Below are 13,214 nucleotides of genomic sequence, written 5' to 3'. Positions count from 1 at the left end.
ATAGACTGAGACGGATTCACGAATTGTGCAACGATTTTTTACTTTAAGCGCTATGGAGGGCCAACGTGGCTGAACAGACAAAGATCACCAAGGTATTGATCGCCAACCGCGGAGAGATCGCGGTACGCATCATCCGCGCCGCCAAGGACGCCGGCATCGGCTCCGTGGCCGTCTATGCGGAACCCGACGCCAACGCGCCTTTCGTTGGGCTTGCCGACGAAGCTTTCGCCTTGGGTGGCTCCACGTCTGCAGAGTCATATTTGGACTTCCACAAAGTACTCGACGCCGCGAAGAAATCCGGCGCCAACGCCATCCACCCTGGCTACGGCTTCCTATCCGAAAATGCCGATTTCGCACAAGCAGTCATCGACGCCGGCTTTATCTGGATTGGCCCCTCACCAGAAGCCATCGCGAACCTAGGCGATAAAGTCACCGCGCGCCATATCGCAGAAAAAGCTGAAGCCCCGATGGCACCGGGCACCAAAGATCCAGTCGCTGACGCCGCAGAAGTGGAAGCTTTCGCGGACGCACACGGCCTGCCCATCGCCATTAAAGCCGCATTTGGTGGTGGTGGCCGTGGCATGAAAGTCGCCTACGAGCGCGAAGAAGTTGCCGAACTTTTTGAATCCGCCACCCGTGAAGCGACTGCCGCCTTCGGCCGCGGAGAATGCTTCGTCGAACGTTACCTCGACCGTGCCCGCCACGTGGAAGCCCAGGTGCTGGCCGACCAGCACGGCAACGTCATCGTCGCCGGCACGCGTGACTGTTCGCTACAGCGTCGTTTCCAAAAATTGGTGGAAGAAGCCCCAGCCCCGTTCTTGACGGACGCGCAGCGCGCAGAAATCCACGAATCATCCAAACGCATCTGCCGTGAGGCCGGTTATTACGGTGCCGGAACCGTCGAGTTCTTGGTGGGTTCCGACGGCCTGATTTCCTTCTTGGAGGTCAATACCCGACTGCAGGTAGAACACCCGGTTACGGAGGTAACCACCGGCATCGATTTGGTGCGCGAGCAGTTCCGCATCGCCGAAGGGCAAAAACTGCGCTTTAGCGAAGACCCCACCCCAGTCGGCCATGCCTTTGAATTCCGCATCAACGGCGAGGATCCAGGCGCAAATTTCATGCCCACACCAGGCACCGTGGCGACTTATTCCGAGCCGGCCGGCCCCGGTATCCGCGTGGATTCCGGCGTACGCCAGGGCACCGTAATCGGCGGCCAGTTCGACTCCATGCTGGCCAAGCTGATCGTGCACGCGGAAAACCGCGAAGAAGCCCTAGCGCGTTCTCGCCGTGCACTGGATGAGTTCCTGGTCGACGGCATGCCCACGGTCATCCCTTTCCACCGCACAATCATCGACGATCCGGCTTTCGCATCCGCCGATGCCGAAGGTTTTACGGTATACACCAAGTGGATCGAAGAAGAATGGAACAACGAACTCGCTGCTTTTTCTGGGGAACACGTGGAACCGGAAGCCGAAGCCGACTTGCCACCGCAGAAATACGTTGTCGAAATCGACGGGCGTCGCATCGAAGTTGCACTGCCTGGCTCATTGACTGTTGGCGGTGGCGGAGAAGCGCCAAAGAAGAAGGCAAAGAAACGTCGCGGCGGTAGCTCTAAGGCCGCCGTGTCCGGTGATGCCGTCACTGCTCCAATGCAAGGCACCGTGATCAAGGTGGCTGTGGAAGAAAACCAAGAGGTCGCAGAAGGCGATGTCATCGTCGTCCTGGAAGCCATGAAAATGGAAAACCCGGTGAAAGCCCACAAAGCTGGCACAGTGACTGGCCTGCAAATCGCTGAAGGTGGACAAATCGGCAAAGGCGATGTCATGTTGGAGATCAAATAAGTCTTCTTCCCAAAATGTGTAGCCCACGCTATATAGATTTCGGTTATCCTAGGTAGCTATGACTAACGACACAACTATCACCCTGCGCCCGGCTACCAACGAGGACCGCACCTACCTATCCCGTCTGCACTACTTAGCTGACGTTTTCGGCGACGAGTCCCGCGATCTCCCGGAAAGCGAAGCCGCTGATCACCACAAATACGTCAACCAGTGGGATCCGTACACCCAGGGTGGCATCATCGCGGTATCAAGCCACGCGGTGCCTGCCGGTGGCCTGTTTTTGCGCTACTGGAAGTCCAATAATCCTGGTTCTGGCTGGGTTGGCTACCCAGAGGTTCCGGAGCTCGTGATCGCGGTTGAGCGCCGCTATGCCGGCCTCGGGTTGGGCACTCGTCTCCTGGAGGCCGGTGTGGAGCTCGCGCGCGCACAAGGCGCCCCAGGTATCTCTTTGTTCGTGGATAAGGACAACCCACGTGCGCGTTCGCGCTATGAGAAATTCGGCTTCGAATACAAGACAGATTCCACAATGGTCAAGTGGTTCGCGACTCCACGCGTTTAGCGGAGGCGTTGTGGGAGTCTAGCGGGGCCGGTCTGCACGTTGAGCGGGATTTAACCCGCCACGGCTCCGTGGCTATTTCATGGTCTCCACATCATCACCACCGCTTCATCACCCAGCTTCACAATAACTTATAAATTTGGCTATGCTAACCTATTGGTCGTAATAAGGGTGGACTAGCAACACCGTACGCTAGTTCGGCGTTGCTGGTCTGCACTTCAGTTTTGCGACCAGGAGGTACAGCCACAGTGCCAGCATCCCCACTGCCCGAAGCAGCAGCAGTTTCCTCACCACTTCCCCACAGGCAATTCTCCCCACACCCAACGTCGATAAGCAGACAATCGCTCGGCAGCCCATTCCACAGCCGGAAGGCCAGAAGCGCATTCCTCGCAGTCGCCTGCAGCTTGGGGCTACTGACTGCATGTACCGCACCAGCCGATGATTCTGCGCACTCCGGCCAGAATACAACCACCGGCACTGCAGGCAGCACAGAATCGTCTGCTACACGGACAATTTCGCACGCAATGGGATCGACGGAGCTGGGCGAAGAAATTACCACCGTCGCAGCACTCGACCGCACGGTATTGGACCCAGCTATCGCTCTGGGCTTGCACGTCGTTGGCTTCACCGAGCTCCAAGGGGGCAGCGAAATCCCTGCTTATTTCGGCGATGATGGTGAGAAATACGCAGGTGACGCGGTCTCGGTTGGTGAACTTAATGACCCGTCATTAGAGAAAATCGCTGCGCTGAAACCCGATGCGATCTTGTCGTCGAAAGTCCGGCATGAAGATCTCTACGAACGGATGAGCAGCATCGCGCCGACGGTTTTTTCTGATTCTGGAGGCCATGGCTGGAAAGACAGCTTGCGCCTGGTAGGTGAAGTAGCGGATAAAACCGAAAAAGCCGACGAGCTGATCACCGAATACGAAGAGCGTGCTGCGCGCATCGGTGATCGCGTACGCGAAAAGCTCGGGAAAAACCCGAGCGTGACGTCCGTGCGATTCGTCGATGGGCCGACTCGGATCTATAAAGACGACAGCTATATCGGGGTGATCTTTGCCGATCTCGGCTTCGCACGAAATGACGCTTCCACCGGCACTGGGTTCACCACCGAAATTTCCGCAGAAGAAATCGCCAAAGCGGATGCAGACTACATCTTTACCAGCGCGTATGGCGACAACGATGGCGAAGCCGCAAAGACACAAGAAGAATTCCAGCGCAATCCGCTCTGGAACCAACTGAAAGGTGAGATCCACGATGTCGACGACACCATTTGGATGAGCGCCGTCGGCATTTATGGAGCAAACGAAGTACTCGACGATATCGCCGAGTACTTCGAAGTGGACGCAGACTAGCTAGACAGAGACTAGCTAGTCTAGTCTCGCACTAGTCTTCCTTGATCACTACGATCAGGTCTCCACCTTCCACGCTAGTGGCTTGGCCCATCGCAACCCGTTCGATGGTGCCATCCACGGTCGCGGAAATCTGGGCTTCCATCTTCATCGCCTCGATAATGGCAACTTCGTCGCCAGCAGAAACCTTGTCACCAACCTGTGCAGTTGGGTTCACCACACCAGCAAATGGCGCTGCAACGTGGCCCGGGTTAGACTTATCGGCCTTTTCCACAGACGCGACGGACGATTCCACTGAGTTATCGCGGACCTTGATCGGGCGGATCTGTCCATTGACGTTCATCACGACATTGCAGATGCCCTTCTCATCCGGATCACCCACGGCATCCAGACGTACCACCATGGATGGCGGAGTGGAGCCTGTCTCGTCCGGAGCAAAGTGCAACACGGTTTCTTCGCCTTCCACCAAGCCATAGAAGAAGACGCGATCATCCAACGCGGAAGTATCGCCGTAGCGGCGCTTGAATTCTGCGAATTCTTCCACCTGCTTCGGGAACAATAGACGATCCAGCCCACCGCGGCGCACCCACTTGTCGTCGTCGGCAAGCGCTTTTTCTTCTTCTTCCGGCACCTCGGTCAACGCCGGTTTCGAATCAGAGCGGCCCGCTAGTGCTTTATCTTTCAGCTCTGGCCAACCAGCTGGTGGGGTACCCAACTCACCGCGCAAGAACGCAATGACCGAATCCGGGATGTCATATTTCTGCGGATCAGCCGCGAAATCTTCCGGCGAGACATTTGCTCCCACCAAGTGCAGCGCCAAGTCGCCCACTACCTTGGACGATGGCGTGACTTTGGTAGGGCGCCCCAGCATCTCGTTCACGGCGGCATAGGTGTCTTCGATCAACTCGAAGCGATCGGCCAAGCCCAGCGCGCTGGCCTGGGTACGCAAGTTAGATAGCTGGCCGCCCGGGATTTCGTGCTTGTACACGCGGCCCGTCGGCCCAGGAATACCAGACTCAAACGGTGCATACACTTGCCGCACTGCTTCCCAATACGGTTCCAGATCGCCTACAGCCTGCAGATCCAGACCAGTATCGCGGTCAGTATTTTCGAAGGCAGCCACAATCGCCGACAGTGATGGCTGCGACGTGGTGCCGGCCAATGGAGCCGAAGCCCCGTCGACCGCATCCGCACCTGCGTTGGCTGCTGCCAAATACGTTGCAAGTTGGCCGCCAGCGGTGTCGTGCGTATGCACGTGCACCGGCAAATCGAAGTTCTTGCGAAGTTCAGTAATTAACTTGCTGGCGGCTGCCGGACGCAGCAAGCCCGCCATATCCTTGATTGCCAATACGTGCGCACCGGATTTCACAATCTCTTCTGCCAGGCGCAGGTAGTAATCCAGAGTGTAAATATTCTCTTTCGGCGAAGCCATATCACCCGAGTAGGCCAGAGCTACTTCGGCGACCGACTTGTTGGTTTCCAGCACAGCGTCGATAGCTGGGCGCATTTGCGAAACATCATTCAGCGCATCGAAAATACGGAAAATATCGATGCCGGAATCGGAAGCTTCCTGCACGAAGGCCTTAGCGACGGCATCCGGGTACGGCGTGTAGCCAACGGTGTTGCGCCCACGCAGCAGCATTTGCAGGTTGATGTTTGGCATCTCTTTACGCAGCAGATCCAAGCGCTGCCAAGGATCTTCATGCAAGAAACGCATAGAGACGTCGTAAGTAGCACCGCCCCAGGCTTCCACGGAGTACAGATCCGGGGTCATGCGTGCGACATGCTGGGCCGCAGCGAACAGCGTAGAGGTACGCACGCGGGTAGCCAGCAATGACTGGTGTGCATCGCGGAACGTGGTATCTGTGACCGCCAGCGCATCTTGCTCGCGGATCGATTTCGCGAAACCTTCTGGGCCGAGCTCCAGCAAGCGATCACGGGAGCCCTTCGGGATCTCCGGGGACAATTTCTTTGGCAGCTTATCGAAAGCACGCAGCGCAGTTGGGCGTTCACCGTGTGGTTTATTCACGGTCATATCTGCGATGTATTCCAAGATCCGGCCTGGCTCATCATCAGCTGGTGGCGCTTCCAGCAGATGTGGGTGATCCGCAATGAAGCCAGTGTTAATGCGTTTATTCGCGAATTCTGGTTCGCGCAGCAAGGCGCGCAGGAAGCCGATATTCGTCGAGACACCGGTGACGGTGAATTCGTTCAGTGCGCGCTGGGCACGGGCTACAGCGATCTGGAAATCCGCACCACGGCAAGTCATTTTCACCAGCAGCGAGTCAAAATTCGGGGTGATCTCAGCCCCGACAGAGGTAGCGCCATCCAGACGTACACCCGCACCGCCCGGCGAACGGTACGACGACACCGTGCCGGTATCCGGGCGGAAGCCGTTGGCAGGATCCTCAGTGGTAATACGGCACTGCAACGCGGCACCGGAAAGTGTGATGGAATCCTGTGTCAGACCCAATTCGTGCAGCGTCGCACCAGCAGCAATGTGCATTTGCGATTTCACGATATCGACCGAAGTAACTTCCTCGGTGACGGTATGTTCCACCTGCACACGCGGGTTCATTTCAATGAAGACGTGCTTGCCGTTTTCGTCGACAAGAAACTCGACTGTACCGGCACCCTCATAATTGATGTGTTCACAGAATCGCACCGCGTCGGCACAAATCTTTTCCCGCAGCTCAGCATCCAAAAACTGCGCCGGAGCAATTTCAACAACTTTTTGGTGACGACGCTGCAACGAGCAGTCACGCTCATACAGGTGCACCACGTTGCCGTGCGAATCCGCCAGGATCTGGACCTCGATGTGCTGTGGCTTAATCACCGCGGTCTCTAGATAAACACTAGCGTCTCCGAATGCGGCCTCGGCTTCACGAGAAGCTTCGGAGATTTTGGTGCGCAGCTCTTTCTCGTTTTTCACAAAGCGCATGCCACGCCCGCCACCACCAGCCACGGCTTTGACGAACAGCGGATATTCAAAGTCTGCGGAATACTCCACCAGCGTATCGACATCCGACGACGGTTTCGAATCCTTCAGCGTCGGCAAGCCAGCTTCTTCTGCAGCATGAACAGCCGCGGCCTTATCACCGGTCAGGTGCAAAGTATCTTCTGTTGGCCCAATGAATTTGATTCCGTTTTCGGCGCACTTGCGTGCCAAATCCGCACGCTCAGACAAGAAACCATAGCCCGGATAAACCGCGTCCGCACCAGATTTCTTCGCAGCGCGAATGATTTCGTCGACGTCCAGATATGCCTTAACCGGCTGAGCTTCCGCACCAATCCGCACTGCCTCATCGGCAAAAGCACGGTGGAAAGAGTTGCGGTCTTCTTTCGGATACACCGCGACGGTACGCGCGCCGGTCTCGAAAGCGGCGCGGAATGCGCGAACGGCAATTTCGCCGCGGTTAGCAACAAGAATTTTGTTGAAGGCTGGCAAGCCTGACTGTGGCACGTCATTTTCCTTTCGGATATACACATGAGAAATCACCCACCCACATCGTCACACACCGCCTCACCGGCTGAGCGTTACAGATTGTTGGGTAATCTAGGTCTCAATATACTAAACCCGCCGTGGGTGACGGCGGGAGGGGTGATATCTCGATAGAAAATACGCAGCTTAAGTCAGCGTATCTGGGGCAATCAGGCGACGAGCTGCCTCGGTGATCGAACCAGACAGTGACGGGTACACGGCAAAAGAATCCGCCAGATCCGTCACAGTGAGGTTGTTTGCCACCGCAACCGCGATCGGCAAAATCAGCTCCGAAGCATGCGGAGCAACGACCACGCCACCAATAACCAGGTCGGATTGCCCACGGCAGAAAATCTTCACAAAACCATGGCGCAGCGAACGCATCTTCGCACGTGGGTTGGTGTGCAACGGCAATTTAAACTTCCGGGCCAGCACTTCCCCATCTTCGATTTCTTTTTCTGTCACTCCCACAGCCGCGATCTCCGGACGAGTGAACACCGCGGTAGCCACCGTCTTCAAACGCAATGGCGAGACACCTTCGCCTAGTGCGTGGTAGGCCGCGATACGGCCCTGCATAGCAGCCACCGATGCTAATGGGAACAGGTTCGAGCAATCGCCAGCGGCATAAACATTCGGCACGTTGGTACGCGAGACGCGGTCCACCTTGATGTGGCCAGACTTTTCCATCTCCACACCTAGGCGCTCCAGACCCATATTGGAGGTATTCGGGATGGAACCAATCGACAGCAGCGCATGCGAGCCATGAATTTCACGGCCGTCGTCAGTGATCACCACAACGCCTTGCCCACCTTCACCGTCAGTGCGCTTGATCTCGGAAACACGCGCGTGCTTTTCCAGTTCCACGCCACGCTCGGCCAGCACTTCCTCCAGAGTATCGGCAGCATCGGCGTCGTCATGCGGCAAAATACGATCACGTGAGGCCACCATGGTGACCTTCACATCCAGCTCAGAGAACGCGGAGACAAACTCGGCACCAGTAACACCGGAACCAACCACAATGAGGTGCTCTGGCAGCTCTTCCAAGTTATAAATTTGCTGCCACGTCAAAATCCGTTCACCATCTGGCTGCGCACCCGGCAAAATACGTGGGCTCGCACCGGTGGCCAGCAACACCAGGTCACACGGGATAAGTTCTTCGCGGCCATCTTCTTTATGGGTAGCAGTAACCAGGTGGGTGACGCCGGAAACCATTTCCTCGAAGCTAGCGCGACCGTTAATTACGCGCACGCCCAGCTCTTCCAGGCCTTCGGCGATATCGGCGGACTGGTCATTAGCCAGCACCTGCACACGTTCGTTCAGCGCTTTCACCGAAAGGTTGGTTTCACCAATCCCCTCGTTCAAGCCCATGTCGTCGGCACGGCGCAAGTCAGTTTTAATATTCGCGCCGGCGATAAACGATTTCGATGGAACACAATCCAGCAGCACCGAGTTGCCACCCGGAGCCAGATCATCAATCAAGGTCACTTTGGCACCATATTTAGTTGCCGCCGAGGCTGCTTCATACCCGGCTGGCCCTCCGCCTATGATGACCATTCGCTTTGCGGTGTGAGACACGCGGGCTCCTTACACTCTCATCGAAAATTATGTGCGGTTTGATGTTGTCCGGCCTGCATTTCTCCGGCCTGATGTAGTCGTGGGAACCATCAGAGGGTTAGCAGGATTTGACCTCAGCGGCACGCCCACACACCAGGTTTGGTGTGCAGAACAACGCAGCAAAGATCACATTTAACCCATTCTAACGCGCTTGTTCCTCATAACGCGCAACAATGCCACCAAACAAACGAATGCCGACGGCCAACGAGCGCTCATCCGGGTGGAAGTTTCCCTGATGCAGGTCCTGCATTTCGCCGGTACCCGACCAGCACCCCAGGCGCGCCATAGAACCAGGAACGTGTTCGAGGTACCAGGAAAAATCTTCCCCTCCCGACGATTGCGGAGCTTGCACTGCCGCCTGCGGATCAATGCCGGTCACTGCCTCTGCCAGCAGGGCCGTTGCCACCTCGTCGTTAAGCACGGGTGGTACACCTTGGTCATGCGTAATGGCGTAATCCACCCCGGTTGGGGCCAGGATCTCACCGACGATTCCTGATAATTCCCGACGCAGCCAACGCCACACGCTGATATCCGCGGTGCGCAACGTGCCCATCACTGAACCTTGTTCTGGGATCGCGTTCGGAGCAAATCCCGCGTGAATAGCACCAAAGACTACGACGGTGCCGGTGCGCGGATCCACTCGGCGCGAAAGCACTGCTGGCAATTCCGTCACCAATTTGCCCAGTGCGTAGACGACGTCGCTAGTGAGATGAGGGCGGGAAGTATGCCCACCCGAGCCAGAGACTGCAATTTCAATAACATCTGAGGCCGAGGTAATCGCACCCGTACGGATTCCGATCTGGCCAACTTTCAATTTGGGTTCTGCATGCACCGCGTACAGCGCCGAGACCCCTTCGAGTGCACCCCATTCAATCACATCAACTGCGCCACCAGTCATAACTTCTTCAGCCGGCTGGAAAATTACCCGCACGCCAAAGCTCAAAGCACCGGGATAAGCACTGATCAACTGTCCCAAAGAACACGCCAAGCCCAGCGCAATGGTGGTGTGAATGTCATGCCCGCAAGAATGCGAAACCCCATCAATCTGCGAAGCGAATTCCGCACCGGTGAGCTCTTGAATGGGCAGCGCATCAATATCAGCACGGAAGGCTATGCGACCTTTACCGTGGTCCTCACCGACGTCGACATAAAGTCCCGTTTCTGGGAATCGGTGAGGGTGCAGGCCGTATTCTTCCAGCACCTGGCATAAGAAATCCGTGGTGGCGTATTCCTTGTGGGATAGTTCCGGGTTACGGTGAATGTGGCGACGCCACCCGAGAACCTCGTCGTGATGGTGTTCGATCCACTCAGCAACGAACGAGGCAATATCCATCAACCCGGTCCTTTCTTCAGCTATCTAACAGCTAATCTCCAATTGCGAATCTCGCAATTACTCTTGCACCCTACTCTGCACAGTACACAGGCCCGAATTATACGCTGTTATCTTTTCCTGCGACGTTCTCCCGGGGACCGCTTGGGTGGCGTGATTTCCGCTGTTCCTAACGGTTCTGGTGCGGCGAATTCCGGAAGCTCATCGGTGACTGCCCGCGCCAAATACAGCGGGCTAAACGGGGCTGTGTCATGCTCTGCAACGGGCCACCTGCCCTGCAAATGCGGGGTGGTCGCCGCACACGGACCAGCAATCACCTCATCTACCCCGGGCAACAGCACGCCTGGCGGAACATACAGAATCTGTGCCAGCTTGTACACCGTGGACAACACGGGATCAGCAGCTTTAGCTCCAGATTCGTTACGTTCCAGGTTAGAAATAAGGTTGCGCGAAAGCCCCGATAATTGCGCTAACCGGGTCTGCGATAGCCCGCGCATTTCCCGCAAGGACCGCAGATTATTAGCTAGTGCGTGTCCGTAGCTTGTCCAATACCAGCGGTGATATTCCACCATTGCGTATCCTCCCCCGAAAACAACTGCAATGCGCTCCCACTCTAGTATGAGCGGAACCACACGCGCAGCTGCCACGCGGGGTGAGGCTTGGCCTAGGGCTGGCTAGGATTTGCTCGCGTTTGCTGGCGTTGCCGCCAATTCGGGCTAGCGTTCTAGTGTTTTAGCGCTCTAGTGTTTTTGCGTTTGCCTACAGCCCACGGGCACGGGGAATTAGAGATCAATATTGCGCGGACCATACAGGCGATCACCAGCATCGCCAAGCCCAGGAACAATATAGGCGTCGTCGTTAAGCTCCGGGTCAATGGCCGCGGTGACCAGACGCACCGGCAAACCGGACTCCTCGAGGGCCTGCACACCCGGGCGAGCAGAGACGATGCACACCGCAGTGATGTCACGCGCACCTCGATCAGCCAACAGGCGCAGTGAATGCAGCAAAGAGCCACCAGTTGCCAACATCGGGTCGACCAGGAAGACCGTGCGATCGCTCAAATCATCCGGTAGAGCTTCCAAATACGGAACTGGCTCGTGAGTTTGTTCATCCCGCGCCATCCCGATGAAACCAACTTGTGCATCCGGGATCATTGCCAATGCTGGATCTACCATGCCTAGCCCGGCGCGGATGATCGGCACGATAATCGGCGGGTTCGAAAGCCTGGTGCCGGTGGTTTCGGCAACCGGGGTGTGCAGGGCAAACTCGTCGATGTCTAAGTTGCGTGCGGCTTCATACACCAGCATGGAGCCTAAGTCTTTCAATGCTGCGCGAAAAGCTGCATTGTCGCTGCGTTGATCGCGCAGCAAGCTCAAACGCGCGGCGGCCAGGGGGTGTTCTACCACGGTGATATCCATAGTGCCCATGCTATGCCATGGGGCTGGCTTTGTGGCTGCCGGTGGAAACTCGTGGGAACCATTGTGCATTCACCGCTGTCTAATGGGGCATGACGACGTTCACTTTTGCTTATGACCATGCCACTGCTCTATCCCACGACCTAGAAAAAGCCGCAGGTAGCATCCGTGAACCTGCCCCACCAATGGCCGAGCCTTCCGTTGCCGCCAAAGCAGATGGCCAGCAGGGCCAGCAGGAATTCCGCACCGCTTTAGAACGCGCCACGACTATAACTGCTACACATTCGCGCCGGTTAGCACGGCGTTTACAGCAAGCTGCGGATTCTGGTTTCACCATGGTCCGTGATGCCCAATTGGCAGAATCCAGCACGATCGCCGAATCGAATACGCTTGCCGACGCCCTGCCTGGCCGAAGTACCTCAACCAGCGACAATTTCTCTAACCAACACTCCTCTAATGGATAAGGAGGCGGGCTGATGAACGTCTTGGAAACTATCAACCGCATCAGTGAGCTCGCTCCCGCGCAGCTAGGTGATTTTTCTGCACCCATCATGCCGGATGTCTCCGCTGCTGGTGAATTGGCCGCCATCAGTGGTGCGAGCGCTGCGGATATTGAGGCAGCTGCAAAACTGATCGACGGGAATAATCACCACATCGCAGAAATCACCGCCGAGGCACAAGTAGCGATAACTACCACTGCAGAAAATCTATTGGGAATTGGGCACTCCTTTCTCCAACAGGCTGCCCCTGTAGCACTGACAGCACTGCAACCAGTCCCAGGTGCCGCTGCAGGCGCTATCGCGCAGCTTGACGCCCTAGCACGCAGCCACATGGCGGAAGCGGAAACGGCAGCCAACGAGTTGGACGAACAGCTTTCTGCATTGGCTATGCAGCTGCACGGTATCGCCGAAGAACCGTTTGCACTCGATGATGCTTCACCCACTGCAACACCTCCTAGTCCAGCGCAGTACGCCAGCACCGGAGGCAATGGGACTGCTTACAGCCCGGACAATAACGCTGCTTTCCCTGAAGCAAATTTTGTACCAGCAGCACTAGAAACCACCGAAGGAACTGGCGCTCAAGCTGGCACTCCAACTGGCACAGAAACTGATAACCCGACAGACAACGCAACAGATGATGCCAGTGCCGCCGCCGGGCGCGCAGCCGTTGCTGCTGCCCGAAGCCAGCTGGGAACGCCCTACCAATGGGGCGGAACCACACCTGGTGTCGGATTCGATTGCTCTGGATTCACTCAATGGGCCTGGGGCGAAGCCGGAGTAGATATTCCCCGTTTGGCACATGAACAGGCCGTCGGCCAGCAGGTTTCTGTCAATGAATTGCGCGAAGGAGATCTCGCGGTTTGGGACGGGCACGTAGCCATGTATGCCGGAAACGGGGAGCTTATTGAGGCAGGCAGCCCGGTATCTACTTCACCATTGCGGACCAACAACTTAGACATGAATTTTCACGGTTTCTATCGGCCGACGGCTTAGCAACTCAACAGGCCAAAACCACGCCAAAGCCATGCCGAATCCATCGCCTGCCCCACGCGTCACAGAGCCATCCCAGCACCGTCACAGAACCGTTACAGCACACTGTTTAATCGGGTTCGCTAAACTTAG

General features: G+C 56.7%; 10 protein-coding genes. 5 read left to right on the top strand and 5 right to left on the bottom strand.

Annotated elements, in window-relative coordinates; all coding sequences use genetic code 11:
• The first annotated feature begins 65 nt into the window (after positions 1-65).
• The 3 genes from O146_RS0102585 (at position 66) to O146_RS10865 (ending at position 3,755) form a co-directional block, all read left to right on the top strand.
• Positions 66-1,844, top strand: coding sequence for an acetyl-CoA carboxylase biotin carboxylase subunit (locus tag O146_RS0102585; RefSeq protein ID WP_027017581.1), 1,779 nt, complete (start codon positions 66-68; stop codon positions 1,842-1,844).
• A 58-nt stretch (positions 1,845-1,902) separates the two neighbouring features.
• Entirely contained in the window at positions 1,903-2,403 is a 501-nt protein-coding gene (locus O146_RS0102580; RefSeq protein WP_021351845.1) for a GNAT family N-acetyltransferase, read from the top strand.
• 245 nt (positions 2,404-2,648) lie between these two features.
• On the top strand, positions 2,649-3,755 hold the full coding sequence (locus O146_RS10865; protein ID WP_155896218.1) for an ABC transporter substrate-binding protein: 1,107 nt from the start codon (positions 2,649-2,651) through the stop codon (positions 3,753-3,755).
• A gap of 31 nt (positions 3,756-3,786) precedes the next feature.
• Here O146_RS10865 and O146_RS0102570 read toward each other — a convergent pair whose 3' ends face one another.
• From O146_RS0102570 to upp, 5 genes are all read right to left on the bottom strand, one after another.
• Complete coding sequence (locus O146_RS0102570; RefSeq protein ID WP_027017580.1) at positions 3,787-7,215, bottom strand: pyruvate carboxylase; 3,429 nt, start codon at positions 7,213-7,215, stop codon at positions 3,787-3,789.
• Positions 7,216-7,380: 165 nt separating this feature from the next.
• Positions 7,381-8,787, bottom strand: coding sequence for an NAD(P)H-quinone dehydrogenase (locus O146_RS0102565; RefSeq protein WP_021351848.1), 1,407 nt, complete (start codon positions 8,785-8,787; stop codon positions 7,381-7,383).
• A 202-nt stretch (positions 8,788-8,989) separates the two neighbouring features.
• Positions 8,990-10,180 carry an amidohydrolase gene (locus O146_RS0102560; protein WP_023019062.1) on the bottom strand — a complete coding sequence of 397 codons (1,191 nt, stop codon included), beginning with the start codon at positions 10,178-10,180 and terminating at the stop codon, positions 8,990-8,992.
• 107 nt (positions 10,181-10,287) lie between these two features.
• Positions 10,288-10,749, bottom strand: coding sequence for a helix-turn-helix domain-containing protein (locus O146_RS10860; protein ID WP_064834571.1), 462 nt, complete (start codon positions 10,747-10,749; stop codon positions 10,288-10,290).
• A 210-nt stretch (positions 10,750-10,959) separates the two neighbouring features.
• A complete protein-coding gene (gene upp, locus O146_RS0102550; RefSeq protein ID WP_027017579.1) occupies positions 10,960-11,595 on the bottom strand; it encodes a uracil phosphoribosyltransferase in 636 nt (211 codons plus the stop codon).
• 89 nt (positions 11,596-11,684) lie between these two features.
• Between upp and O146_RS0102545 the strand changes: the two genes are divergently transcribed.
• Both O146_RS0102545 and O146_RS0102540 read left to right on the top strand, forming a co-directional pair.
• Complete coding sequence (locus tag O146_RS0102545) at positions 11,685-12,056, top strand: hypothetical protein (protein WP_021351852.1); 372 nt, start codon at positions 11,685-11,687, stop codon at positions 12,054-12,056.
• A gap of 12 nt (positions 12,057-12,068) precedes the next feature.
• On the top strand, positions 12,069-13,085 hold the full coding sequence (locus tag O146_RS0102540; RefSeq protein ID WP_021351853.1) for a C40 family peptidase: 1,017 nt from the start codon (positions 12,069-12,071) through the stop codon (positions 13,083-13,085).
• The last annotated feature ends 129 nt before the right edge of the window (positions 13,086-13,214 follow it).

It is taken from the genome of Corynebacterium pseudodiphtheriticum DSM 44287 (assembly GCF_000688415.1).
GTDB lineage: Bacteria > Actinomycetota > Actinomycetes > Mycobacteriales > Mycobacteriaceae > Corynebacterium > Corynebacterium pseudodiphtheriticum.
Note: the sequence above shows the minus strand (reverse complement) of the source record. Positions and strands in the feature narration are given on the sequence as shown.

What these genes read in the sequence shown, in the direction of transcription:
- O146_RS0102560 (WP_023019062.1), bottom strand. Translation starts at nt 10,180, where the DNA reads ATGGATATTGCCTCGTTCGTTGCTGAGTGGATCGAACACCATCACGAC.
- upp (WP_027017579.1), bottom strand. Translation starts at nt 11,595, where the DNA reads ATGGATATCACCGTGGTAGAACACCCCCTGGCCGCCGCGCGTTTGAGC.
- O146_RS0102540 (WP_021351853.1), top strand. Translation starts at nt 12,069, where the DNA reads ATGAACGTCTTGGAAACTATCAACCGCATCAGTGAGCTCGCTCCCGCG.
- O146_RS0102565 (WP_021351848.1), bottom strand. Translation starts at nt 8,787, where the DNA reads ATGGTCATCATAGGCGGAGGGCCAGCCGGGTATGAAGCAGCCTCGGCG.
- O146_RS0102545 (WP_021351852.1), top strand. Translation starts at nt 11,685, where the DNA reads ATGACGACGTTCACTTTTGCTTATGACCATGCCACTGCTCTATCCCAC.
- O146_RS0102580 (WP_021351845.1), top strand. Translation starts at nt 1,903, where the DNA reads ATGACTAACGACACAACTATCACCCTGCGCCCGGCTACCAACGAGGAC.
- O146_RS10860 (WP_064834571.1), bottom strand. Translation starts at nt 10,749, where the DNA reads ATGGTGGAATATCACCGCTGGTATTGGACAAGCTACGGACACGCACTA.